The organism is Actinomycetospora sp. CA-084318 (genome assembly GCF_050955885.1).
Lineage (GTDB): Bacteria > Actinomycetota > Actinomycetes > Mycobacteriales > Pseudonocardiaceae > Actinomycetospora.
In genome coordinates this window covers 4,233,910-4,258,561 of the sequence record NZ_CP192098.1, presented here as the reverse complement: position 1 = coordinate 4,258,561, position 24,652 = coordinate 4,233,910, and the positions used below count along the sequence as shown (strand labels likewise).

Genomic DNA, 24,652 nt, shown 5'->3' with positions numbered 1-24,652 from the left:
GTCACCCTCGGAGGAGGGCCGGTGCGGTCAGGCGGAGCGGTCGCGGTCCTTCCGGTCGCCGCGCTCCCGGCGATCGTCCGAGTGCCGGTCGTCGTGGCCGCGGCGATCGTCCGAACGGTCCCGGTCCCGGTGGCGGTCCGACGAGTCGTCCCCGGATCGCGTCCGCTCGGAGCGGTCCTCGGAGGTCCCGGAACGGCCGGAGTCGTCGGAGTCGCCGGAGCCGTCGGAATCGGAGCGCTCGGAGCGCTCCGGGCGCTCGTCCGATCGATCCTTCGACGGCGCCCCGGTGCGTCCCGTGAACGCCGGGACCTCGTCGGTCCGGACCGGGGCGGGGGCGGTCCGTGGCGCCTCGACCGTGGGGGCCGCGTCGACGTCGTCCACCACGTCCGCGTCGTCGGTCGGGGCCGGGCCCGGCAGCGGCGGGGCGGCCGCCAGGGCCGGCGGTCGCGGCACCCCCGGCACGGGCGTCGGGTCGACGGCCGCCGCGTAGGCCGACGCCGACCCCGCGCCGGACCCGGTGACCAGCGCGCCGACCCCGGCGCCCCCGGCCAGGAGCAGGACCGCGGCGGCGACCACGACGGCCCGGCGGCCGCGGGCGGCGGCGTCCCCGACCCGTCTTCGGGACGGCACGGGCAGGGACCGCAGCCGGTCGGCGACGTCCTCGATCCGGGGGCGGGCGGCGGGGGACGCGGTGGTCATGTCCTCGATCAGCGCGCCGACGGCGCGGGGCGGGCGGCGCGGGCCGAGCTCGCCCAGCAGCCGTCCGAGGGCGTACACGTCGGCGGCCGGGTCCGCCGCGCGTCCCGGCGCGGGGTACGGCGGGTCGAGCCGCACGTCCGACCACCGCGCGAGCCAGGGCAGCAGGCCCACGTCGGAGAACGCGGCGCCGCGGTCGGACCACGCCACCGTCCCCGGGCCGAGCCCGCCGTGCGCGCGGCCGCGCCGGTGCAGCGGGGCGTAGGTGTCGGCGACGGCGAGCCCGAGGTCGCGCACCTCGGCGACCGACAGCCCACCCGGCGGGGTCGTCTCCGCCAGCGTCGCCCCGGGGTGCTGGGTGACGAGGAAGAGCCGGCCGTGCCACGGGCCGCCGTCGTACACCTCGGCGACCTCGGGGGACCGGCCGTGCCACGACTGCGCCGGGAGCACCAGACCGTCGCCCTCGACGAGGGTGACCGACACCGTGCGGCGCAGCAGCCGGTCGGTGCCGCGGTGCGAGCAGCAGCCCGGCGAGCGACGCAGGACCGGACCGAGCCGGTACCGGCCGGCGATCTCGGCGGGGTGGTCGTGGCAGAGATCGACGGCGCTCATCTCGGGGAGGCGGCCCTTCTGGTGGGGAGACCGGACGATGGCCGCGCTGTGGACCCGGCACCGGGTTACCGCGCCGCCGTTGTTCCAATCCACGTGCCGCAGAGCGCGTGTGGCGCCCGCCCGCGGCTGGTATCCGGGCCCTTCGCCGTCGTCAGGAGGGAACACGCATGGACGCCGAGCAGGCCCGCCGCACGCTGACCGAGGAGCGCCGGCGCCTCGTCGAGCTGGGCGACTTCACCCAGGAGCAGAAGCCCGAGCCGGCCGTCCAGCAGGAGGGCGCGATGGGCCAGCACCCGGGCGACTACGGCACCGAGGTCGAGGAGTTCATGGACGCCGAGGCCATGGAGGACCTGACCGCCCGCCAGGTCACCGAGATCGACGAGGCGCTGGCCCGGATCGACGACGGGTCGTGGGGGCGGTGCGTGGTCTGCGGCCGCGACATCGACGCCGAGCGGCTCGAGGCCCGCCCGCAGGCCGAGCGGTGCCGGGAGCACCAGGAGGAGCTCGAACGCTCCTCCCGGTGAGCCGTCACGGCCGGATGTCGTCCTCGTCGATCTCGTGGACCGCGGCCTCCTCCGCGGCCGCCACCCCACCGGACAGGCCCGCGTCGTCGGCGTCGAGGACGTCGGTCGCGCGGGTGTCGGGGGCGGTGTCGTCGGCGACGAGGCGACCGGCGCGCTCGTCACCGACCTCCCCGGAGTCCTCGCCGGACGTGACGTCGCCGGCGGCGAGCGTCTCCTCGGGGACCTCACGGGCGAGCCGCTCGTCCACCGTCTCCCGGTTGCGCTGACCCTCGGGCGTGGTGTCGGGGTCGTCCAGGCCGAAGGGCCGGTTCGGGGCCACCGTCAGGGCGTCCATCGCGTCGGTGCCGGGCTGCCCGTCGAGGGTCTCGCCGCTCTCCAGCTGGATGGCCGAGCCCAGGTCGGGCTCCTCGGGGACGGTGTCGTCGTCGCGGTCGGGGTGGGTCATGGCCTGCGGCTACCCCGACGACGCCCGCGCCGATGTGCCCGATTGACCGGCACCCGTCGTCGGGAACCCGCGCGACCATGCCCGACACCGTCATCCTCGACGTCGACGGAACGCTGGTCGACTCCAACTACCACCACGCGGTGGCCTGGTACCGGGCGTTCCGCCGCCACGACGTCACCGTCCCGCTCTGGCACCTGCACCGCGCCATCGGCATGGGCGGGGACCAGCTCGTGGCGCACGTGTCGAGCCAGGAGATCGAGGACGCGCACGGCGACGACCTGCGCTCCGAGCACTCCGAGGAGTTCGACCGCCTCATCGACGAGGTCGCCCCGTTCGCCGAGACGGAGCAGCTGCTGCGCGGGCTCCGCGACCAGGGGCTGCGCCTCGTGCTCGCCACGTCGGGCGGCAGCAAGCACGCCGAGCACTTCCTCGATCTCATCGACGGCCGCACCCACGCCGACGACGTGATCACCTCCGGCGACGTCGAGGCCAGCAAGCCCGCCCCGGACCTCGTCGAGCTCGCCCTCGACCGCGAGAACAGCCGCGACGCGGTGCTGATCGGCGACTCGGTGTGGGACGGGCAGGCCGGAGTGCGCGCCGGGGTGCCGTTCCTGGCCGTGCGCACCGGCGGCTTCTCGGTCGACGAGCTCGTCGAGGCGGGCGCGGAGTTCGTGGCGCACGACCTCGCCGAGCTGCTCGACCACGTCCGACGCGAGGTCGCCACCCCCGCCTAGGCCCCCGATGCGGTAAGCCTGTGCGGTGGCGGTCGAACGCTCGGTGACCCGGCTGGTCAACCTCGACCTCAACCTGCTGCTGTCGCTGCGGGCGCTGCTCGCCGAGCGCAACGTCACGCGCGCCGCCGCCGCGCTGGGGCTCTCCCAGCCCGCGGTCAGCGCGGCCCTGGCCCGGCTGCGGCGGCACTTCGGCGACGAGCTGCTCACCCGCGTCGGCAACCGCTACGAGCTGACCCCGCTCGCCGTACGGCTCGTCGACCGCACCGAGTCCGCCGTCGCCGGGATCGAGCGGGTCTTCTCGGCGGCCCCCGACTTCGAACCCGCCGCCACGACCCGCGAGTTCACGCTGCTCGTCTCGGACTACGCGACGACCGTGCTCGGGTCGCCGCTCGCCGCCGCCTTCGCGCGGACCGCGCCCGCCGCGCGGCTGCGGCTCTGCCCGCACCGGCCGGACGACATCGTCGGGGCGGCCGACCGGCTGCGCGGCGTGGACGGGCTGTTCATCCCGCACGGGTTCCTCGACGACCTGCCGTTCCTCGACCTCTACGAGGACCACTGGGTGCTGCTGGTCGCGGAGACGAACGAACGCGTGGGGGAGAGCGTCACCCTCGACGACCTCGCCGCCCTCCCGTGGGTCACCGTCTACCACCGGCCCACCGCCTTCACCCCGGCCGCGCAGCAGCTGCGGGCCCACGGCATCGAGCCGCGCGCCCAGGTCGTCGTCGAGTCCTTCCTCCCCATCCCCGACCTCGTCGCCGGCACCGACCGCGTCGCGCTCGTGCAGGGCCGGCTCGCGGCGCGGCTCCGTCCCGACGACGGGCTCCGGGTGCTGCCGTGCCCGTTCACCGCGACGCCGCTGGTCGAGGCCTTCTGGTGGCACCCGATGTACGACGCCGACCCCGCCCACCGCTGGCTGCGGGCCCTGCTCGCCGAGGTGTGCGCCGACCTGCCCACCATCGATCCCGTGGATGCCGCCCCCCAACCGGAGTGATTTCCGATCACTCCCGCGCCGCCTCGACACTCCGCTGTGGTGCCGATCACGGCTCCTCAGTGGCGACAGGGAGGTCGGCCGTGACGGTCACACAGCAGTGGGAGACCCCGACGACGGGTCGGGCGACCGGGCAGGGCGCGATCCTGCTCGCGGGGAGCTGCCTGCCGATCCTCGGCTCGGTGCTGCTCGCACCGGTGCTGCCGCGGATGATGGAGGCCTTCGCGACGACGGCCGGGGTCCAGGTCCTCGTCCCGATCGTCCTCACGGCGCCCGCCCTGATGATCGGACTGCTCGCCCCCGTCGCGGGCCGCCTGGTCGACGCGGCGGGGCGCAAGCGGGTGCTCGTCGTCGCTCTCGTGGTCTACGCGCTGTTCGGCACCGCGCCGCTGTGGCTGGACTCGCTGCCGTGGATCGTCGCGAGCCGGGTCGGCGTGGGGATCACCGAGGCCGCGATCATGACCGCCTGCACCACGCTGCTCGCCGACCTCTTCGGCGGCGCCGCCCGCGACCGCTGGTTCGCCCGGCAGACGATCGCGACGACGCTCGCCGCCACCGTCTTCTTCGCCCTCGGCGGTGCGCTCGGCGCCGTGAGCTGGCGGGCACCGTTCGTCCTCTACGTGTCCAGCCTGGTCATCGCGGTCCTCGCCGCCGTGTTCGTGCGCAGCACCGGTCGCACGCCGGCGGCCGCCCTGCCCCCGGTGCCGTGGCGCCTGATCGCCGTGCCGTGCCTGGTCACGCTCTTCGGCGGCATCGTCTTCTACACCCCGATCGCCGAGCTCTCGCTCGTGCTCGCGTCCGTCGGGGTCACCTCGACGGCCACGATCGGCCTGGTCAGCGCGGTCGCCTCGCTCGCGACGGCGGCAGGCGGCTTCACCTTCGGCCGGGTGGCCGGGCGCGGCACCCGGGTGCTGCTGCCGATCGCGCTCGGTCTCGCCGCCGTCGGTCTCGTGGTGGTGGGCCTGACGTCGTCGGTGGCCGTGATCGCGGTCGGCGCGGTGATCGCGTCCGCCGGCACCGGTCTGCTGCTCCCGACCCTGCTGACGTGGGCGCTGTCCGGCCTCGGCTTCGCCGAACGCGGCCGCGGCACCGGGATGTGGACCGCCGCGATGTTCATCGGCCAGTTCTTCTGCCCGCTCGTGCTGCTCGCCGTGTCCGCCCCGCTCGGCGGCCTCTCCTCCGCGGTGCTCGCGCTCGGGGTGGTCACCGCGCTGGTGGCCGGCGTGGCGCCGCTGGTCGTCCGCCGCTGGGCGGCCCGCCTCGCCTAGCAGGCCGACCTCGTCCTGAGCGAACGGCACTCTCGCAGCATCTATGTGCGCGAGAGTGCCGCTCGTTCGTCACGGGACGCCCCGAGCGAGTCCACCGACACCCGGCCGGACGCGTGTGGCTCCCGGGGCGGATGGGGCGCCGCGGTTACCGTGTCCGCCATGGCCCGTACCGACACGCGTTCGCAGCGCAGCCGCCCGCTCACCGGTGGGCGCACGCCGGGGCGCACGGTCGCGACCGCCCAGCCGTCGCGGTCGGGCCGCAGGACACCGGCCCGCAAGCCGCCGGCGCGCAAGCCGGCGCCGCGGCGCACCGGGCCGGGCCCGATCGCCCGCGGGGTCCGGGGCGCCTGGACGCTGACCGCCCGCGGCCTCGGGTCGCTCGCCCGGACGATCGGGCGTGGCCGCGAGATCGACGCCGCGCACCGGCGGGACGGAATCGCGCTGGCGCTGGTGGTCCTCGCCCTCGTGACGGCGGCCGGGCTGTGGCTGGGCGCGGGCGGGCCGATCGGCACCGGCATGCAGATCGCGTTCCGCACCGTCCTGGGGTCGGTCGCCCTCGCCCTGCCGGTGATCCTACTCGGGATCGCCGTGCTGCTCATGCGCACCGACCCGGACCCCGAGACCCGCCCCCGCACCGTCGTCGGCGCCCTGCTGCTCGCCCTCGGCGTGCTCGGGGCCTGGCACCTCTCGGTCGGCGCCCCCGAGCTCCTCGCCGGACGGCAGGCCGGGGGAGGGGTGATCGGCGCGTGGCTCGCCGACCCGCTGACCGCCGGTGTCACCGTCTGGCTCGCGATGCCGGTGCTCGTGCTGGTCGCCGCGTTCGGCCTGCTCGTGCTCACCGGCACCCCCGTCCGCGACGTCCCCCGCCGCGTCCGGTGCCTCGTCACGGGCGAGGCGTTCGACGAGGAGTACGACGACGAGTGGGGCGGCGCCGAGGAGGTCGACGAGGAGCCGGTCGCCGAGACCGAGGTCATCGAGAAGCCGCGCCGTCGTCGCAAGAAGGCCGACGAGGCCCCGGCCGACGACCTCGACGCGGACGCCCACCCCGCCCGCCACCGCGACCACCTGTCCGAGCCCGTCGACCGGACCCCCGAGCCCGAACCGCCGGCCGAGGTGCCCGAGCCGGCCCCGGCCGTCGTCGGGAAGAAGGCCCCGAAGAAGAAGATCCCGGCCTCCGAGATCCCCGAGACGCCCCCGGTCGTCGAGGAGACCGAGACCGACCCGCAGGCCGCGCAGTCGTTCTCCAGCCACCGCGAGCCGCCCGAGGGCGAGCAGGACTACCACCTGCCGCCGCCGGACCTGCTGACCGCGGGTGACCCGCCGAAGGCCCGCTCGGCCGCGAACGACGCGATGATCGACGCGATCACCGGCGTGCTGGAGCAGTTCAAGGTCGACGCGCAGGTCACCGGCTTCGTGCGCGGCCCGACGGTCACGCGGTACGAGGTGGAGCTCGGCCACGGCGTGAAGGTCGAGAAGATCACCCAGCTCCACCGCAACCTGGCCTACGCCGCGGCGACCGACAACGTCCGGCTGCTCGCGCCGATCCCGGGCAAGTCGGCGGTCGGCATCGAGGTGCCGAACTCCGACCGCGAGATGGTCCGGCTGGCCGACGTGCTCTCGTCGAACACCGCCCGGCGCGAGACCCACCCCATGGTCATCGGTCTCGGCAAGGACATCGAGGGCCAGATGGTGCTGGCGAACCTCGCGAAGATGCCGCACCTGCTCGTCGCGGGCTCGACCGGCTCCGGGAAGTCCAGCTTCGTCAACTCGATGCTGGTCTCGCTGCTGGCGCGGGCCACGCCGGACGAGGTCCGGATGATCCTCATCGACCCGAAGATGGTCGAGCTGACGCCCTACGAGGGCATCCCGCACCTGATCACGCCGATCATCACGTCGCCGAAGAAGGCGGCGACCGCGCTGCAGTGGCTCGTCGAGGAGATGGAGCAGCGCTACGCGGACATGCAGGCCAACCGGGTGCGCCACATCGACGTGTTCAACGAGCACGTGCGCTCGGGGAAGATCCAGGCGCCGCTGGGCTCGGAGCGGGTCTACCGGCCCTACCCCTACATCATGGCGATCGTCGACGAGCTCGCCGACCTCATGATGACCGCCCCGCGCGACGTCGAGGACGCGATCGTCCGCATCACCCAGAAGGCCCGCGCCGCCGGCATCCACCTGGTGCTCGCGACGCAGCGCCCCTCGGTGGACGTCGTCACGGGTCTGATCAAGACCAACGTGCCGTCGCGCCTCGCGTTCGCGACCAGCTCGCTCACCGACTCGCGCGTCATCCTCGACCAGCCGGGCGCGGAGAAGCTGATCGGCATGGGCGACGCCCTGTTCCTGCCGATGGGCGCGGGCAAGACCAACCGCCTGCAGGGCGCCTTCGTCGGCGACGACGAGATCGCGGCGATGGTCGACTTCTGCAAGGCGCAGGCCGACCCGGACTACGACGACTCCGTCACCACCGAGGCCGCCGCCGAGAAGAAGGAGATCGACCCGGACATCGGCGACGACCTCGACGTCCTGTTGCAGGCCGCCGAACTCATCGTGACGAGCCAGTTCGGGTCGACGTCGATGCTGCAGCGCAAGCTGCGCGTCGGCTTCGCGAAGGCGGGCCGGCTGATGGACCTGCTCGAGACCCGCGGCGTCGTCGGGCCCAGCGAGGGTTCCAAGGCCCGTGACGTGCTGTTCAAGCCCGACGAGCTCCCGGAGCTGCTCGCCTCGATCCGCGGGGAGCCCGCGCCGGTGTCCGTTCCCGACGACGGCTCGGCCGAGCAGGGCGGCTCGGATCGGGTGGACGCCTGAACGGGTCCGCGTGTCCTGCGAGGTCGCACAGGGTGTTCTGTCAGGCTGCCCCACGGCTGGTTCCTCCGGGGGTCGGGAGTGGCGGACATGATCGGTGACGAGACAGAGAACTCGGCGAACTCGGCGAACGACCCGGACGTCGACGTCCCGGGCACCGTCGCCCGGGAGCGGGACCGCGTCGCGGCCGACCTCCGCGCCGTCGTCGTCGACCACCTGCACCGCCTCGAGACCGACCCCGAGGACGCCGAACCGACGCACGCCGCCGCCGCGCTCGACGCGACCCGCCGGGCCGCCGCGCTCGGCGGGCTCCCGACCGTCGAGGCCCCGACGGCGACCGGGGGCGTCCGGTGGCCGTGGTTCGTCGTCGGGACCGTCGTCGTGGCGGCCGCCCTCGCCCTGCTCGCGCTCGTCGCGGTGCTGCTGCCCGCGTCCGTGGCGGCCGGCCCGGTGCTCGTGCTGGTGCTCGCGGTCGCCATGGCCGTCACCGCCCGGCACGCACCGCCCGCCGCCTCCGCCCTCGGACTCGCCCTCGTGCTCGGCGTCCTCGCCGTCGCCGCCCCGTTCGCGACGACGGCCGCACCCGCGGCCGGGATGGTGGCCGGCGCGGTCGACCTGCCGACCGGCGCGGCCCCGGAGTCCGGGGCCTGCCTGCTGCTCGGCGTCGTCCTCGCCGCCGCGTGGGGGATCGGGCTGCACCGTCGTCGCGGCGCCACGGCCGCCCGCCGACGGCGCTGGCTCGGCGCGGTCGACGCCCTGGGTCGCTGCGACGCCCACGGCCGGCTCGGCCTCGCGCCCGTCGTCCACCGCACGCTGGTGCACGAGCTGGCGGTGCTCGCGTCGGGGAGCGCGGAGGCCCGGCGGATCCGGGTCGCCCGGCACCGCCTCGCCGGGGTGCTGCCGGCGCTCACCGCGGTCGACCTCAGCCCACGCCCGCAGACCGTGGTGGACGGGGCCCTCGACACGGGTCGGGTCGCGATGCTCGTCGCCGACGCCCAACAGACCGCGCGCGCCGGGAACACCGCTGCCCGCCGCGCCGGACGCCCGCCGTCGGTGGTGGTGTGCGGCGTGCCGGACACCGGGCGGCCCGAGGTCGGTCTGCTCGCCGCGCGGCTGCTCACCGACCTCGTCGTCGACGTCGCCTCGTGCCCCGGACCGGTCCCGGCGAGCGTGTCGGTGGAGCACCGCGCCGACGCGCTCGCGCTCGAGGTGGCGCGTGCCCACGCCCGCCGCGCCGGCGACGTCCCGCCCGCCCTCGCCGAGCGGGCCGCGGTCCTCGGCGGCACCGTCGAGGTGACCGACACGAGCGGCACCCTCGCGGTGCGGGTCGTCCTCCCGACGGGCGGCGGCGCCGAGATCACGCCGATGCCGCAGGCCGTCCCCGAGCCCGGGTCCGCCCGCGCCGCCTGAGCTACAGGTCGAGCAGCATCCGGGTGTTGCCCAGGGTGTTCGGCTTGACGTAGGCGAGGTCGAGGAACTCCGCGACGCCCTCGTCGGCCGACTGCATCATCTCGAGGTAGATCTCCTGGCTCACCGGCGAGCCCTCGATCTCGCGGAACCCGAGCCGCTCGAAGAACGGCACCTCGAAGGTCAGCACGAACAGGCTGGCCAGCCCCAGGGCGCGGGCCTGCGCGATCAGCTCCTCCACGAGGGTGTGGCCGACGCCACCGCCCTGCGTCGAGGGGTGCACGGCGATGGTGCGGATCTCGCCGAGGTTCTCCCACAGCACGTGCAGCGCGCCGCACCCGATGACGTCCCGGCCGCGCACCGCGACGCGGAACTCCTGCACCGTCTCGTACAGGGTGACCAGCGGTTTGCGCAGCAGGATGTTGTCGTCGGCGAACGAGTCGACCAGCGCCTTGATCCCGCGGACATCGGCCGTCCGGGCGCGTCGCAGCAGGACCGGGGACGAGAGCGACGATGACACGGGGTGCCACTGTAGGCACCGGAGCACCGGCGGTCGGTCCCGGTGCGTCTACCCTGGACGGGTGCCACAGCGTTCTGGGGATACCCGCGCGGGCGCATCCGAGGAGCAGGCCCGGGGCCGTGTGGCGCTCGTGACCCTGGGGTGCGCGCGCAACGACGTCGACTCCGAGGAACTCGCCGGGCGGCTCGCCGCCGAGGGCTGGGACGTCTCGGCCGACGACGACGGCACCGCGGACGTGGTGCTCGTGAACACCTGCACCTTCGTCGAGCAGGCCAAGAAGGACTCGGTCGACGCCGTGCTCGCCGCGGGCGGGCCGGACACCAAGGTCGTCGCGGTCGGCTGCATGGCCGAGCGGTACGGCGCGGAGCTCGCCGAGGCCCTGCCCGAGGCCACCGCCGTGCTCGGGTTCGACCACTACGGCGCGATCGGGGAGCGTCTCGACGACGTGCTGGCCGGTCGCCCGTTGGCCTCGCACCAGCCCGCCGACCGCCGCACGCTGCTGCCGATCAGCCCGGTGAAGCGGCCCGAGGCGGTCCGCGACGGCAGCATCCCCGGCCACGACTGGCTGCCCGAGGTGCCCCGCCGCCGCCTCGACGACGCGCCGGTCGCCCCGCTCAAGCTCGCCTCCGGCTGCGACCGCCGCTGCGCCTTCTGCGCGATCCCGTCCTTCCGCGGGGCGTTCGTCTCCCGCGCGCCGCAGGACGTCGTCGCGGAGGCCGCCTGGCTCGCCGACCACGGCGTCGCCGAGGTGACGCTGGTCAGCGAGAACTCGACCTCCTACGGCAAGGACATCGACGCGCGCGGCGCCGCCGGGGGAGCCCTCGAGCGGCTGCTCGGCGACCTCGCCGAGGTGCCGGGCCTGCGCCGGGTCCGGGTGTCCTACCTGCAGCCCGCCGAGGTGCGCCCGCCGCTGCTGGCCGCGATCGCGCGCACGCCGCGGGTGGCCGACTACTTCGACCTCTCCTTCCAGCACGCCTCCGGCCCGCTGCTGCGACGCATGCGCCGGTTCGGCTCGCGCGATTCCTTCCTCGCGCTGTGCGCCGAGATCCGCGCCCTCGCCCCCGAGGCGGGCATCCGGTCCAACGTCATCGTCGGCTTCCCCGGCGAGACCGAGGAGGACCTGGCCGAGCTCGAGGCGTTCCTGTCGGAGGCCGAGCTGGACGCCGTCGGGGTGTTCGGCTACTCCGACGAGGACGGCACCGAGGCCGCCGACCTCCCGGACAAGATCGACCCCGCCGAGGTCGCCGCCCGCGTCGAGCGGGTGACCTCGCTGGTCGAGGTGGTCAGCGCCGACCGCGCCGCCCGCCGGATCGGCACCGAGGTCGAGGTGCTGGTCGAGCGCCAGGAGCTCTCCGAGGCCGCGGCTGCCGCCTACCCCGACCTGGCCGACGTCGAGGACCTCGACCTCGCGGAGCTCGGCCTCGACGCCGAGCCGGAGATGACCGACCTCCCCGACGAGCCGGATGACGAGACCGAGGTCGAGGACACCGAGCCCGGCGACCTCGTCTGGATCGGCCGTGCTGCCCACCAGGGCCCGGACGTCGACGGCGAGTGCCTGCTGACCGGCGACGAGGACCTCCTCGCCGGTCTGCACCGCGGCGCGATGGTCCGCTGCCTCGTCGTGGCCTCGGAGGGCGTCGACCTCGTCGTCGAGGCCCTCGAGGTGCTCACCCCCACCGTCGACCGTGAGCCCGCCGCGGCGGGCGCCCGGTGACCCAACAGGCCGTGGATCCGGTGGACCGGAGGCCCGTACCGCTGGTCAACATCGCCAACGCGCTCACCGTGGTGCGGCTGGTGCTGGTCCCCGTCTTCCTCGTCGCCCTGTTCACGGCCGGCGGGCACGACGCCTGGTGGCGCTGGGCCGCGTTCGTCGTGTTCGCGGTCGCCTCGGTCACCGACTCCTTCGACGGCGAGTTCGCCCGCCGCTGGGGCCTCGTCACCGACTTCGGCAAGATCGCCGACCCGATCGCCGACAAGGCGCTCGTGGGGGCGGCGCTGGTCGGGCTCTCGGTGCTGGGCGAGCTGGGCTGGTGGGTGACGATCGTCATCGCGGTCCGCGAGCTCGGCGTCACCGCCCTGCGCTTCTGGGTGCTGCGCCACGGGGTGATCCCGGCGAGCCGCGGCGGCAAGGTCAAGACGGTGCTGCAGACGTTCGCGCTGGGGCTCGCGATCATGCCGCTCCCGGCCTGGGCGGCCCCCGGCGTCGCGACGTTGTTCCTGCTCGCGGTGGTGGTGACGGTGGTGACCGGGCTCGACTACGTCGCCCAGGCGATCCGGCTGCGGCGGGCCGCACTGCACTGAGCGGTCCAGTTCGCCCACGGTGAACGGGGCGCCGCGCCCCGACGCGGGGGCGTGGGAGTCGGTACCGTGGTCGGAACGGTCATCGATGCCGGGCTCTCCTCGGGGCCGCGAGTTCCCGACGGCGGGTGCGGCCGGGAGGTGCGCTCATGGCGCTGTTGTTGCGCGAGGCGATCGGCGGGACGATCCGTCGCGCCCGCACCGAGCGGCGGCGGACCCTGCGGGACGTCTCGCGGGACGCGCGCGTGAGCCTGGGCTACCTGTCCGAGATCGAGCGCGGGCGCAAGGAGCCCTCGAGCGAGCTGCTCGCCGCGATCTGCGAGGCGCTCGCGCTGCCGCTGCCCGACCTGCTCGACGACGTCGCGGCCACGATGCGCCCCGAGCCGGACCGTGCCCGTCGCCCGGCGCGGCTGGCCGACCGGCGGCTCGCGGTGGACCCCGCACTGCGTTCGGCGGTCGAGGAGGCCTTCGAGGGCGCCCCGGCCGAGACCGAGGACGCCGCCCCGGCGGCGGACCCGGCGGCCGAGGTGGTCGACCTCGTGGAGACGCCCGAGCCCGACGTCGAGGACGGCACCGAGGACGACGCGACGGGCGAGTTGCGGCTCGTCGAGCTCGTGACGCTGGGCCGCCCGGACACGGTGCGCTCGGCGGCGTGAGTCGCCCGTCCGCCACGCCGGGGAGGACCTCGGTGGAAGCCCGCGGACGGAGCTGACACGATGGGTACGGACCAGGTCAGCGTCAGCGGCCTGTGCGGACGGTGACGAGTTGGGCGGGAGCAGATGGCCAACCCCTTCGTGAAGGCCTGGAAGTACTTCCTGGCAGCGTTCTCGTCGAAGATCGACGAGCACGCGGACCCCAAGGTGCAGATCCAGCAGGCGATCGAGGACGCCCAGCGCCAGCACCAGGCGCTGTCGCAGCAGGCGGCCTCGGTGATCGGCAACCAGCGTCAGCTGGAGATGAAGCTGAACCGCCAGCTGGGTGACATCGAGAAGCTGCAGTCGTCGGCGCGGCAGGCGCTGACGATGGCCGACCAGGCTCGCGCCAAGGGCGACGAGCAGGCCGCGCAGCAGTACGAGCAGTCGGCGCAGGCGTTCGCCACGCAACTGGTGACCGCCGAGCAGAACGTCGAGGACCTCAAGACCCTGCACGACCAGTCGATCGGCGCGGCGCAGCAGGCCAAGGCGGCCGTCGAGCGCAACGCGATGGTCCTGCAGCAGAAGCTGTCCGAGCGCACCAAGCTGCTCAGCCAGCTCGAGCAGGCGAAGATGCAGGAGCAGGTGTCGAACTCGCTGCGCCAGATGAGCGAGGTCGCGGCACCGGGCAACACCCCGTCCCTGGACGAGGTCCGCGACAAGATCGAGAAGCGGTACACCACCGCCCTCGGCCAGGCGGAGCTCGCGCAGAACAGCGTGCAGGGCCGGATGCTCGAGGTGCAGCAGGCGTCCACCGACTTCGCCGGGCAGAGCCGGCTGGAGCAGATCCGGGCGTCGATGCAGGGACCGGGGCAGGTCACCCAGGGCCAGCCCGCGGCGGGTCAGACGCAGCCGGCGCAGCCCGCGCCCGCGCAGCCGACCCAGCAGTACGCGCCGCCGCAGCAGAACTGAGCGCAGGCACCGCACCATCCACGAACGGGCCGTTCGGCACGGGAGACCGTGACGAACGGCCCGTTCGTGCATTTCGTGCCGACCTGTCCGATCGGCCCTACAGTCCAGGGCGATGAGGCGCTCGGGGCTGGTCGCGGTGTCGGTGTTCGTCGTCCTCGTGATCGCGGGCTGCGGGGGTGCCGCGGCGCCCACCGTCGCCGCGCCGTCCGCACCCGCTGCGCCTCCGGCGCCCGACCCCGGCCTGCCCGCCCGGCTGGCCGCCGAGGTCACCGGCGACGGCGCGTTCACCCACCTCCAGCGGTTCCAGGAGATCGCGACCCGCAACGGCGGCAATCGCGCCTCCGGGTCCCCGGGCTACGACCAGAGCGTCGACGACGTGGCCGGCCGGCTGCGGGAGGCGGGCTGGCAGGTCGAGACGCCGACCTTCGACTTCGACGTGTTCACCCCCGGCGCGCAGACCCTCGCGGTCGGCGGAACACCCGTGCCCGGCCCGGTCGCGCTCACCTACTCCCGCGCCACCCCGCCCGGCGGGCTCACGGCGCCGCTCGTGGCCCTCGCCGACGCCCTGGCCGACCCCACGCCCGCGTGCGAGGCGGCCGACTTCCCGCCGACCGTGCGGGGCGCGATCGTCGTCGCCCGCCGCGGCGTGTGCCCGTTCACGCAGAAGCAGCAGCTGGCCGCCGACGCGGGAGCGGCCGCCATGGTCGTCGTGAACACGGAGGCGGGCCCGCTCAACGGGACGCTCGGGTCGGTGGCCGAGGCCCGGCTGCCGGTCGCGGGGCTCTCGAAGACCGACGGTGACGCCCTGTTCGCCCGCTCCGGCACCCCGGCGACGCTCGTCCTGGAGACCCGGTCGGAGACCCGGCAGACCCGCAACGTGATCGCCCAGACCACGACCGGCCGTACCGACGAGGTCGTCATGGCCGGCGCCCACCTCGACAGCGTCCCCGAGGGACCGGGCATCAACGACAACGGCTCGGGGTCCGCGGCGCTGCTGGAGACCGCCCTGCGCCTCGGCGGGTCGCCGCCGGTGACGAACGCGGTCCGATTCGCGTGGTGGGGCGCCGAGGAGCTCGGGCTGCTCGGGTCCGAGGCGTACGTGGCCGGGCTCGACCTGGAGCGCAAGCGGGACATCGCGCTGCTGCTGAACTTCGACATGGTCGCCTCGCCGAACGCGGGCTACTTCGCCTACGACGGCGACGACTCCGACCGGGTCGGCGCCCCCGCCGGGCCGCCCGGGTCCGCGGCGATCGAGCGTCGACTGCTCGCCGCGTTGGGCCAGGTCGGCGTGCAGGGGCAGGGCACCGACTTCGACGGCCGCTCGGACTACGGTCCCTTCATCGCCGCCGGGATCCCGGCCGGCGGTCTGTTCACCGGCGCCGAGGAGCGCAAGACGCCGGAGCAGGCAGCGCGCTGGGGCGGACGCGCGGGGGAGTCGTTCGACCCGAACTACCACACCGCGCGCGACGACCTGGCCAACCTCGACCGGGTCGCGTTCGACCGGAACGTGCGCGCCATCGCCGCGACCGTCGGCGGGTACGCGCTCGACCTCACCGGCCCCGACGGCGTCCCACCCCGGGCCCAGCGTCAGCCACGGTAGGGCCTCCGACTTCGAGCGAACGGCACTCTCGCAGCATCTATGTGCGCGACAGTGCCGCTCGTTCGGAACCAGGAGGCGTCAGTAGCGGGCGCGGCGACCCGTCTGCTGCTGCGGTCGGCGCCCGCCCCGGGAACGCGGCACGTCTGGGTGCGGGCCGGGCTGGCAGGTCGGGCACCAGTAGGCGACCCGGTCCTCGGCGTCCTTCGTCCCGTCGTCCTGCCGGGCCACCCGCACCACGTCCCGGCAGCGGCGACAGTTCCGGCCGCCCCGCTCGAACACCCAGTGCTGGGCGCCCTCGCCGAGGTCGCCGGTGGTCGACTGCTCCGGGCGCCAGGCGTTGCGCAGCAGCAGCTTCCGCGACCAGCTCACGGCGTCCGCGGCCTGCTTCTCGCTCAGGTCGCCGACCTTCGTCCACGGGGACACCTTGAGCAGGAAGCAGATCTCCGCCTTGTAGAGGTTGCCGACCCCGCACGCCACCCGCTGGTCCAGCAGTGCCGTCCCCAGTTCGCGGTCGGGGTCGGCGCGCAGCCGCCGGAGCACCTCGGCGGCCGAGGCCTCGTCGTCCCAGTCGTCGCCGAGCAGGTCGGGCCCGAGGTGGCCGACGAAGCGGTCCTCCTCGTCGGTGGGCAGCAGCTCGAGGTCGTGCAGCCGGAACCCGACCGCCACCCGGTCGGAGACGGCCAGGATCGCCCGGATCTCGTGGTCGGCCCCCCGCCACGGCCGGCCCGGTCGGTACAGGTGCCACGACCCGTCCATGCGGAAGTGGCTGTGCAGGCTCCGCCCGTCGTCGAACCGGGTGAACAGGTGCTTCCCGACGGACACGACCTCCTCGACCGTCCGCCCCGCGAGGTCGTGGCCGATCAGCCGCGGGTGCCGCAGCTCGCCCCGGGTCAGCTCCTTCCCGGCCAGCGCGTCGTCGAGGCGCCGGCCGGCGAGGAACACGGTGTCACCCTCGGGCATGTCCCCATGGTGCCCCGCGGACGGCGGGTCCATCCGTCGCCGCGGGACGATGTGGCTTTCCTGGCGTCCAGTGACAGCAGTGACGCATTGCTGGCACTCGTCGGGTGCCCTAGCGGGCCAGGACCAGGTCCCGCGGCGCCGACCGCTCGGCCGGGGACACGTGCTGGGCGGTCGGCCGTCCGCCCGGGCCGCTGGCGATCACGAGCACGGTCTCCGGGTGGTCGACGGGCGCGCAGAAGGCCCCGTCGGGCGCCACCGGGACGACCGCGAGCTGACGGCCGTGCAGGTCCACCAGGGTCACGTGCGCCTCGGCCGCCGGGGCGCCCCCGGCGAGTCGGACGTGCCCGTGCACGGCGGGACCACGCTCGTCGTCGGGAAGGCCGGCCTCGGTCTCGACGACCACGGTGTCCACCGAGCGCGACCGCGGCAGCACCGGGATCAGCGCGGTGGCGACGAGCGCGACGAGGCCGCACCCGGCGGCGATCCACAGCGTGGTCTGCAGCCCCGCGAGCGAGGGGCCGGTGAACGTCGGCGTCCGGATCACCATCGCCGAGAGCACCACCGCGGCCACCGCGGAGGCGGTCGAGGTGCCGACCGAGCGCATCAGCGTGTTGAGCCCGTTCGCGGCAGCGGTCTTGTCGGTGGGGACCGCGCGCATGATCAGGTCCGGCAGCGAGCCGTAGGCCAGGGCCACCCCGGCGCCGACCAGCGAGATCACGAGCGCGACGTGCCACGGCTGCGAGAGCAGCATCGTGCCGAGCGCGTACGCGATCACGATGATCACGAGCCCGATCTGCAACGAGGTGCGGGGCCCGAAGCGCGCCGAGACGCGCGCGGTGACCGGCGACATCACCATCATGACGATGCCGTTGGGCGCCAGCACGAGGCCGGCGGCGAGCAGCGAGAGCCCGAGCCCGTAGCCCGACGACGTCGGGGCCTGCAGCAGCTGCGGGAAGGTCACCATGCCGGTGAACATCGCGACCCCGACCGGGACCGACACGAGGTTCGGCACGAGCACGGCGCGGCGGGCGGTGACCCGCAGGTCGACGATCGGGTCGCGCGTGCGCAGCTCCCAGGCGCCCCACGCGAGCAGCACGACGACCGCGCCGATCGCGGAGCCGAGCGTCGTGGCGCTGCCCCAGCCCCACTCGGCGCCCTTGGAGATCGCGAGGAGGCCGAGGACGAGGCCGACGGTGAGGGCGACGGCGCCGACGCCGTCGAACCGTCCGCCCGAGCGCTGGGCGGACTCGGGGATGATCGCGAGGATCAGCAGGATGCCGGCGGCGCCGAGGACGGCGGCGGTCCAGAACAGCGCGTGCCAGTCGGCGATCTGCACGATCAGGGCCGAGAGGGGCAGGCCGAGCCCGCCGCCGATGCCGAGCGTCGCGCTCATCAGCGCGATGCCGGAGCCGAGGCGCTCCGGGGGCAGTGCGTCGCGCATCAGGCTGATGCCCAGCGGCACGGCGCTGACCGCCACGCCCTGCAGTGAGCGCCCGACGAGCACCGGGACGAGCGAGGACGTCAGCGCGCAGATCAGGGCGCCCACGACGAGCAGGGCGAGGGTGGCCACGAGGACCCGTCGCTTGCCGATCATGTCGCCGAGCCGGCCGGCGATGGGGGTGGCGACCGCGCCGCCGAGCAGCGTCGCGGTGATCACCCAGGAGGCGTTCGCCGGTGTCGTGGCGAGCAGGCCGGGCAGCTGGGGGACGATCGGTACCACCAGCGTCATGCACAGCGAGGCGATCAACCCCACCGAGGAGAGGACCGCGACGACCAGCGCGGGCGACGCGCCCGGCCGAACTCCGACGTCAGCCTGCGCCACCCGTCCTCCGATCCGCCTGTTTCGTGTATTGCGCAACGAAACACTAGACGTGCGGAACGTCCGGAGGTGCCCGGATATTCCCTATCTCACCATCAGCGGGTGGCGAGCAGGACCGCGACGAGCCCGACGACGTTGGTGCCGAGGTGGATGCCGATCGACGCGAACAGCGACCCGGTCCGGCGCCGCACCACCGACATCACCACGCCGCCCAGGGCGGTCACGAACAGCACCACGAGCACGCCGAGCACCGGCACGCCGCCGGCCGGCGCGGCCAGCGCGCCCGCGAGGTGCCACACCGCGAACGCGGACGCCACGGCGAACACCACGCCGCGACCGGCCCAGAGGCGGCCCGCCCAGGCCCGCTCGGTGAGGCCGTGCAGGACCCCGCGGAAGGCCAGCTCCTCGCAGAGCACGGTGCCGACCGGGATGAGCAGCAGCGCCCGCAGCACGAGCTGGGAGGACGAGCTGGCCTCCACGCTCGGGTTCTCCAGCAGCGGTCGGGTGGCGGGCAGCAGGAACGCGACGGCGTAGCCCAGCGCGGCGACCCCGACCGCGGCACCGCCCCAGCGCAGACCGGCCCGCCACGTCGTCGGGCAGAGCCCCAGGTCCCGCCAGGTCAGGCCACCCGCCCGGGCCGCGAGCACGAGCACCAGCACCCCGGCGACGTTCGCGATCATGCGGACCACCGGGTCGGCGGGCAGCGCCGGGACGAGGAGGTTGTTCCAGGCGACCAGGCCGACGGCCACGACCGCCACGACGGCGGAGAGGACGAGGACGGCGGGGACGCGACGGACGGCCGGGGGAGCGGCGGGGAGGGCGGGGGTCATGTCACCTCGGGGCTGCGGTCAGGACCCCTCCACGGTGCCATCCCGCCCTGTGTGCGAGCCGTGAGGGCCCGCACACCGGGCGGTCAGCCGGCGGCGGTGCTCGCCGAGGTGCCGACGAGGGCCTGCTGCACCCGCGCGGTGTCGGCCGCCGTCCAGCCCTGCGGGGCGCCCACCGCCGCCCAGCCGTCGAGCACCTCGCCCGCGTACACATGCCCGTGCCCGGGCGGCACGTTCACGGCGTTGACCAGGTCGATCGTCACCTGCCAGAAGGTGATGACGGGGTACCAGCTCATCGCGCCGAGCACGTCCGGCCCGCGGGGCTCGACGAGCCAGTCCGGACGTTCCCAGAGCAGGCGCGGCGACCACCAGACGACGGGGTCCGAGGCGTGCTGGAGGTAGAGCACGTGCGGCGTGATCCACGGTGTCGGCGGGGTCTGCGCCACCGTGGCGCTGCCCGCGCCGGCGGCGAAGCGCACCACCAGGCCGTCGGCGTACGTCGGCAGGATCTCGGGGGTCCCCGGGTCGCGGCGGGTCACGATCTGCGACCACAGCCGGTTGGAGTTCGGCGGGCCCACCCAGAGCGCGCCGTCGGTGTTGGCGCGGACGTCGGCGAGCGAGGAGAACGCCGCTTCCGACCCCTGCGAGCCGAGGCTCTCGCCGAACACGAGCATGCGGGGCCGGGGCTGACCGGCCGGGATCGCCTCGATGCGGGCGTGCACCGCGTCGATGAGCAACCGGCCGGCCTCGCCCGCGCGCGCCCCGTCGAAGAGGAAGGACAGCCAGCTCGGCAGGTAGGAGTACTGCGTGGCGACCATCGCGGTGTCCCCGCCGTACATCGCCTCCAGCGAGTTGGACACCGGGTCGTCGACCCAGCCCGTCCCCGTCGTCGTGATCACCGCGATCACGGGACGGGAGAAGGCCCCCTCGCGGTCGAGCTCGGCGACGGCGAGGTCGGCGCGGCTCTGGGCGTCCGGGGCCGACTCCAGGCCGACGTAGGCGCGGATCGGCTCGACGGCCGGCCGGTTGCCGGCGCGCGCGAGGATCGCGGGGTCCAGGCCCGCGGCGACGAAGCGGCGGCCCTCCTTGCCGAGGGTCTCCCACGGCACGAGCGAGGCCGGGGAGCCCGACCGCAGGGGGCTCGTCGGCTGGTCGAAGCCGGGGTAGGACTCGTCGTTCACGCCGGAGAAGGCCTGGTCGACGACGGCGAGGGTGCCGCCCAGGACGACCTGGTTGAGGAAGCCCGCGAGCAGGACCGCCAGCAGGACGACGGCCACCGCGGCGGCGATGCGCCGGGGCAGGTGGGCGTAGCGGCGCAGTCCGCGCACCAGCACGTGGTCGGCGTGGCGCACGAGCCGGACGACCGCGATCGGCAGCATCGCCACGACGATCCCCAGGGGGACCGCGCGCGAGTAGCCGAGCAGCGTCGGCGGCTCCATCCCGACGAGGACCGCCAGCTCCCGCTGCCAGTGCACCCCGGCGACCAGGGCGATCACCACGACGACCGCGGCGGCGACGAGCAGGATCGGCCACGCGGCCATCCGGACGCGGTGCGGCACCCAGCTCCGGGCCCGGGCGACGAGCCGCACCCCCACGCGGGTGCGGCGGATGAGGAACCACAGCGTGGTCCCGACGCCGTACCCGGCGGCGGCCGAGAGTCCCGTCGCGAGGCCCTGCACCATCCAGTCGCGCGGGATCAGCGACGGCGTCATGGCGAGCGACCCGAACGCGACCGCGACCGCGAGGCCGAGGGCGTCGACGCGCAGCCACCGCAGCCCGGGCCGGTCGAGCGGCCCCGGGCCCCGGTGCACGACGTGCGCGGCGGGCGGGCGGGGTCGGGTGCCGTGGAGCGGGCCGGTGTCGGTGCCGTCGGTGTCCGATCCCGACGACGGGGGCGGCGCGGCGGCGGGCTCGTCGGTCTCGACCCTGGGCACCCGACCAGTCTGGACCCTGCACCGCTGCGCCGAACGGTGGGACCCTCGCGTGTGGGCGGACTCGTCCGGTTCGGACGCGTTCGTCGCGTGTCCGCGCTGCGCCGTTCGGGGTCGTTACACTGCCCGGGATGACCAAGACGGACGGTGAACCCGGAGACCGCTCGTCCGTCCAGTCGGTGGACCGGGCCATCACGATCCTCGAGATCCTGGCTGCGCGCGGTGAGGCCGGCATCACGGAGATCGCCGAGGAGCTCGGTGTCCACAAGTCCACGGCGTCGCGGCTGGTGTCGGCGCTGCAGCGGCGGGGCCTGCTCGAGCAGCTCGGCGACCGCGGCAAGTACACCCTGAGCTTCGGGATCGTGCGCCTCGCCGCGGCGACGACCGGCCGGATGGACCTCGCCCGCCTCGGTCAGCCCACCTGCCAGGCCCTCGCCGAGATCGTCGGGGAGACCGTGAACATCGCCGTGTCCGACGGCGAGGCCGCGATCAACGTGGCGCAGGAGTTCGGCACGTCGACGGTGAGCACCCAGAACTGGGTCGGCCGCCGCACCCCGCTGCACGCGACGTCGGCCGGGAAGGTGCTGCTCGCGCACATGGACGACGCCGAGCAGCGCGTCCTGCTGCGGCGCCGCCTGCCCCGCTACACCGAGGCCACCATCACCGAGCCCGCCGCGCTGCGTGCCGAGCTGGCCCGGGTGCTCGACGAGGGTTACGCGCGGTCGTTCGAGGAGCTCGAGGTCGGGATGCACGCCGTGGCGGTGCCGGTCTGGGCCCACGACGGGTCCGTGGTCGCCGCGCTCTCGGCGTCCGGCCCGGCCTACCGCCTGCCGCGGCGACGGGCGCGGGCGATCGTGGGGGACATGCGCGACGCGGCGCGCGAGCTGTCGACGAAGCTGGGCTGGGTGGGGCCCTCCGGCCAGCAGTGAGCCTGCCGATCGGAGCAACCGGGCCTGTGGATGCGCCCCGGTTGTCCACAGGGGCCGGCGCGCTCGTTGCCCGGGCCGTGCCCGCCTCCGCAGGCTGACCGCATGCGCGAGATGATCACGGTCCGCGAGGCGGACCACGAACTGCGGATCCAGGTCCTCGACGCCCGGGCGTACGTGGCGATCGTGGCCGTCGGGGCGGAGCACGATCCCGACGGGGCCGGGCGCTCGGTGTCGCTCCCGGCGCGGCGGCTGTACGCCCTGCTGCGGGCCGCCTGGGCCGACGACCAGTTCGGCACGTCGGGCCCGCTGGATCCGCCGCTGTGGCCGATGAGCGAGCCCGAGCCGGAGGAGGACCCCTGGGTCGAGGAACGGCTCCGGTTCGGGTGGCGGGACGACTGGCCCGAGGCGTGGGACCACGACGACGGTGCGGTCGTCCCGTTCCCCGGGGCGTCCTGGCGCCCGCCGCCCCGCCCGGCGAACGGCAATCTGCCGTGGTCGGCCGAGGACGACGCGGCTCTCCGCGTGGCGTGGCACGCCGCCGATCCCGATCGTCCTCGCGCGGAGGTGCTTAACGAACTCGCGGGACGCTTCGCGCGCACGCCGGGCGCGGTCTCCGCCCGGCTGTACCGGGTCGGCTGCGATCCGGCGCACCGCGGGACGGCCTGCACGGACCCGGCGGTCCATGGCCCAGGATCCCCGGCGTGACCGACACCCCGCCCGCCGTCGAGCTGCACGTCCACGTCGAGGGCACCCTCGAACCCGAGCTGATCATGGAGCTGGCGGAGCGGAACCGGGTCCCGCTGCCGTACGCCGACCTCGACGACCTGCGTGCCCGCTACGCCTTCGACGACCTCCAGCACTTCCTCGACCTCTACTACGCGAACATGGCGGTCCTGCGCGAGCCCGCGGACTTCGCCGCGATGACCACGGCGTACCTGACGCGGGCCGCCGCGGCGGGCGTGCGGCACGTCGAGCTCTTCGTCGACCCGCAGGCCCACCTCGCCCGGGGCGTGCCCGTCGAGGCGGTGCTCGAGGGCGTCGCGGGCGCGCTCGCCGCCGCGCCGGAGGGCATGACGACGGGGCTCATCCCCTGCTTCCTGCGCGACCGGCCGGCCGCGGAGGCGGGCACGGTGCTGGAGGCACTGCTCGCGAGCGGGACGCCGCTGCTCGGGATCGGGCTGGACTCGGCCGAGCTGGGCCACCCGCCGTCGCTGTTCGCCGACGTCTACGCCCGGGCCCGCGCCGAGGGCCTGCGGCTCGTGGCGCACGCGGGGGAGGAGGGGCCCGCGGCGTACGTGTGGGAGGCCCTGGACCTGCTCGGCGTCGAGCGGGTCGACCACGGCATCCGCAGCCTCGAGGACCCGGCGCTGGTCGCCCGCCTCGTCGAGGAGGCCGTGCCGCTGACGGTCTGCCCGCTGTCGAACGTGCGGCTGCGGTGCGTCGACACGCTCGCCGCGCACCCGCTGCCGGCCATGCTCGACGCCGGGCTCGCGGCCAGCATCCACTCCGACGACCCGGCCTACTTCGGCGGCTACGTCGACGACAACCACCGGGCGGTCGCCGCGGCGCTCGGGCTCGACCGGTCACAGGTCCGGACGCTCGCCGACAACGCCGTCGAGGCCGCGTTCGTCGACGACACGCGCCGGGCCGAGCTGCGGGCGGAGGTGGCGGCCTGGGCTCAGGCCTGAGCGTGGGCCCAGAGCAGGAACGCGGCGGCGTCGTCGAGGTCGGCGAACCCGGCCCCGAGCGCGTCGACGAGCAGGTCGTTCGACCCGCACGCCACCCGGCCGATCGTGTGCCGCCCGCGGTCGACCGGCGGGAGCTCGACGCCGAGCACCGAGGCCACGATCTCCCGCTTGCCCTCGCCGCCCGACCCGCCGTCGACGGTGAGGATCGGCAGGAAGCGCTCCGGGCGGGCGACGGCGAGGACGTGGGTCAGCACCGACTCCCGCGCCCCGCCCATCGCGTGCGGGCTGGTCTGGTCGACGAGGGCGGTGAACCGGTCGGGGAGCGGCGGGTCGTCCGGGGACTGCTCGTCGTCGCCGCTCTCACCGCGCAGCAGGTACTCGATCGCGTCGCGGAAGCGCTGCGAGGCGTCGCGGTCGCCGAGCTTGCGCCACTCCCGGGAGAACGAGGACGTGTTGCCGGACAGGGCCAGCACGTCGGTGGTCACGAAGTCCTTCAGCTGCCCCGGCTCGGCGTGCGGGAGCCCGGCGCGGCTGAACATCAGCTCGTACAGCCGACGGAAGTCCGCGGCGTAGGGGTCGGGGCGCGGCCGCTGCCGGGGCCATGCCGCCTTGAGGGCGGCCAGCCGCTGGAGCGCCTCGCCGGGCACGTCGTCGAGGGTGGGTAAGCGTCGGACGACGGGTGCCGCCGCGGCGGCCGCCGGTGCGGCAGCGCTGCGCGGGGCGCTCGACCGCGGGGTCGTCGTCGCCCGCGGCGCACGGGCCCGCGGTGTCGGGGTCTTCACGGGCTTCGCCACGACCGCGCGCGGTGAGACCGGCCGGGCGCCGTGCATCCAGTGGTGGCCGCACGACGTGCACCGCATCTCGTTGCGGCCGTCGTCCGCCATCCCGACGTACTCCGCTGCTCCGACCTCGCAGCTCGGACACGCCAGCGCCATCAGTCTCCCTCTCGTGGGCGGCCTTGCCGGGCCCCATCTTGCCCGTCCGCGCCCGAGCCCGCGCC

22 protein-coding genes are annotated in these 24,652 nt (G+C 74.9%); 14 read left to right on the top strand and 8 right to left on the bottom strand.

What is annotated here, in order from left to right; genetic code table 11:
- Positions 1 to 27 precede the first annotated feature (27 nt).
- A complete protein-coding gene (locus tag ACQPYX_RS20825) occupies positions 28 to 1,308 on the bottom strand; it encodes a hypothetical protein (protein ID WP_433799190.1) in 1,281 nt (426 codons plus the stop codon).
- 167 nt (positions 1,309 to 1,475) lie between these two features.
- Between ACQPYX_RS20825 and ACQPYX_RS20820 the strand changes: the two genes are divergently transcribed.
- Positions 1,476 to 1,832, top strand: coding sequence for a TraR/DksA family transcriptional regulator (locus ACQPYX_RS20820; protein WP_433799189.1), 357 nt, complete (start codon positions 1,476 to 1,478; stop codon positions 1,830 to 1,832).
- Positions 1,833 to 1,836: 4 nt separating this feature from the next.
- Here ACQPYX_RS20820 and ACQPYX_RS20815 read toward each other — a convergent pair whose 3' ends face one another.
- Positions 1,837 to 2,277: a DUF5709 domain-containing protein gene (locus tag ACQPYX_RS20815; RefSeq protein WP_433799188.1), complete on the bottom strand. Its 441-nt coding sequence runs from the start codon at positions 2,275 to 2,277 to the stop codon at positions 1,837 to 1,839.
- Positions 2,278 to 2,354: 77 nt separating this feature from the next.
- Here ACQPYX_RS20815 and ACQPYX_RS20810 point away from each other — a divergent pair, with 77 nt between their 5' ends.
- From ACQPYX_RS20810 to ACQPYX_RS20790, 5 genes are all read left to right on the top strand, one after another.
- Positions 2,355 to 3,011, top strand: coding sequence for an HAD family hydrolase (locus tag ACQPYX_RS20810; RefSeq protein WP_433799187.1), 657 nt, complete (start codon positions 2,355 to 2,357; stop codon positions 3,009 to 3,011).
- A gap of 25 nt (positions 3,012 to 3,036) precedes the next feature.
- On the top strand, positions 3,037 to 4,002 hold the full coding sequence (locus ACQPYX_RS20805) for a LysR family transcriptional regulator (RefSeq protein ID WP_433799186.1): 966 nt from the start codon (positions 3,037 to 3,039) through the stop codon (positions 4,000 to 4,002).
- Positions 4,003 to 4,082: 80 nt separating this feature from the next.
- Positions 4,083 to 5,267 (top strand): MFS transporter, encoded by a 1,185-nt coding sequence (locus ACQPYX_RS20800; RefSeq protein WP_433799185.1) that lies wholly within the window; start codon positions 4,083 to 4,085, stop codon positions 5,265 to 5,267.
- 159 nt (positions 5,268 to 5,426) lie between these two features.
- Positions 5,427 to 8,072, top strand: coding sequence for a DNA translocase FtsK (locus ACQPYX_RS20795; RefSeq protein WP_433799184.1), 2,646 nt, complete (start codon positions 5,427 to 5,429; stop codon positions 8,070 to 8,072).
- An 87-nt stretch (positions 8,073 to 8,159) separates the two neighbouring features.
- Positions 8,160 to 9,479 (top strand): hypothetical protein, encoded by a 1,320-nt coding sequence (locus ACQPYX_RS20790; RefSeq protein WP_433799183.1) that lies wholly within the window; start codon positions 8,160 to 8,162, stop codon positions 9,477 to 9,479.
- Between the two features lies 1 nt (position 9,480).
- Here ACQPYX_RS20790 and ACQPYX_RS20785 read toward each other — a convergent pair whose 3' ends face one another.
- Positions 9,481 to 9,996 (bottom strand): amino-acid N-acetyltransferase, encoded by a 516-nt coding sequence (locus ACQPYX_RS20785; RefSeq protein WP_433799182.1) that lies wholly within the window; start codon positions 9,994 to 9,996, stop codon positions 9,481 to 9,483.
- Positions 9,997 to 10,117: 121 nt separating this feature from the next.
- Between ACQPYX_RS20785 and ACQPYX_RS20780 the strand changes: the two genes are divergently transcribed.
- The 5 genes from ACQPYX_RS20780 (at position 10,118) to ACQPYX_RS20760 (ending at position 15,498) form a co-directional block, all read left to right on the top strand.
- Positions 10,118 to 11,710 carry a MiaB/RimO family radical SAM methylthiotransferase gene (locus ACQPYX_RS20780; RefSeq protein WP_433799181.1) on the top strand — a complete coding sequence of 531 codons (1,593 nt, stop codon included), beginning with the start codon at positions 10,118 to 10,120 and terminating at the stop codon, positions 11,708 to 11,710.
- An 11-nt stretch (positions 11,711 to 11,721) separates the two neighbouring features.
- Positions 11,722 to 12,297, top strand: coding sequence for a CDP-diacylglycerol--glycerol-3-phosphate 3-phosphatidyltransferase (gene pgsA, locus ACQPYX_RS20775; RefSeq protein WP_433799180.1), 576 nt, complete (start codon positions 11,722 to 11,724; stop codon positions 12,295 to 12,297).
- A gap of 146 nt (positions 12,298 to 12,443) precedes the next feature.
- Entirely contained in the window at positions 12,444 to 12,950 is a 507-nt protein-coding gene (locus tag ACQPYX_RS20770) for a helix-turn-helix domain-containing protein (RefSeq protein WP_433799179.1), read from the top strand.
- A gap of 123 nt (positions 12,951 to 13,073) precedes the next feature.
- Positions 13,074 to 13,898, top strand: a complete 825-nt coding sequence (locus tag ACQPYX_RS20765; RefSeq protein ID WP_433799178.1) for a PspA/IM30 family protein — start codon at positions 13,074 to 13,076, stop codon at positions 13,896 to 13,898.
- 112 nt (positions 13,899 to 14,010) lie between these two features.
- A complete protein-coding gene (locus ACQPYX_RS20760) occupies positions 14,011 to 15,498 on the top strand; it encodes a M28 family peptidase (protein WP_433799177.1) in 1,488 nt (495 codons plus the stop codon).
- 78 nt (positions 15,499 to 15,576) lie between these two features.
- Here ACQPYX_RS20760 and ACQPYX_RS20755 read toward each other — a convergent pair whose 3' ends face one another.
- From ACQPYX_RS20755 to ACQPYX_RS20740, 4 genes are all read right to left on the bottom strand, one after another.
- Positions 15,577 to 16,458, bottom strand: a complete 882-nt coding sequence (locus ACQPYX_RS20755) for a DNA-formamidopyrimidine glycosylase family protein (protein ID WP_433799176.1) — start codon at positions 16,456 to 16,458, stop codon at positions 15,577 to 15,579.
- Between the two features lie 109 nt (positions 16,459 to 16,567).
- Positions 16,568 to 18,280 (bottom strand): MFS transporter, encoded by a 1,713-nt coding sequence (locus tag ACQPYX_RS20750; protein ID WP_433799175.1) that lies wholly within the window; start codon positions 18,278 to 18,280, stop codon positions 16,568 to 16,570.
- Between the two features lie 92 nt (positions 18,281 to 18,372).
- Positions 18,373 to 19,107, bottom strand: a complete 735-nt coding sequence (locus ACQPYX_RS20745) for a CPBP family glutamic-type intramembrane protease (RefSeq protein ID WP_433799174.1) — start codon at positions 19,105 to 19,107, stop codon at positions 18,373 to 18,375.
- An 83-nt stretch (positions 19,108 to 19,190) separates the two neighbouring features.
- The gene (locus ACQPYX_RS20740; RefSeq protein ID WP_433799173.1) at positions 19,191 to 21,038 is read right to left on the bottom strand and encodes an alpha/beta hydrolase; all 1,848 of its coding nucleotides are present in this window, start codon (positions 21,036 to 21,038) and stop codon (positions 19,191 to 19,193) included.
- Between the two features lie 128 nt (positions 21,039 to 21,166).
- Here ACQPYX_RS20740 and ACQPYX_RS20735 point away from each other — a divergent pair, with 128 nt between their 5' ends.
- The 3 genes from ACQPYX_RS20735 (at position 21,167) to ACQPYX_RS20725 (ending at position 23,652) form a co-directional block, all read left to right on the top strand.
- Positions 21,167 to 21,964 carry an IclR family transcriptional regulator gene (locus ACQPYX_RS20735; protein ID WP_433799172.1) on the top strand — a complete coding sequence of 266 codons (798 nt, stop codon included), beginning with the start codon at positions 21,167 to 21,169 and terminating at the stop codon, positions 21,962 to 21,964.
- A gap of 102 nt (positions 21,965 to 22,066) precedes the next feature.
- The gene (locus ACQPYX_RS20730; protein ID WP_433799171.1) at positions 22,067 to 22,669 is read left to right on the top strand and encodes a hypothetical protein; all 603 of its coding nucleotides are present in this window, start codon (positions 22,067 to 22,069) and stop codon (positions 22,667 to 22,669) included.
- Positions 22,666 to 23,652, top strand: a complete 987-nt coding sequence (locus ACQPYX_RS20725) for an adenosine deaminase (protein WP_433799170.1) — start codon at positions 22,666 to 22,668, stop codon at positions 23,650 to 23,652. The genes ACQPYX_RS20730 and ACQPYX_RS20725 overlap by 4 nt, the downstream gene beginning before the upstream one ends.
- Here ACQPYX_RS20725 and ACQPYX_RS20720 read toward each other — a convergent pair.
- Positions 23,643 to 24,587 (bottom strand): hypothetical protein, encoded by a 945-nt coding sequence (locus ACQPYX_RS20720; protein WP_433799169.1) that lies wholly within the window; start codon positions 24,585 to 24,587, stop codon positions 23,643 to 23,645. The genes ACQPYX_RS20725 and ACQPYX_RS20720 overlap by 10 nt on opposite strands.
- Positions 24,588 to 24,652: the final 65 nt, after the last annotated feature.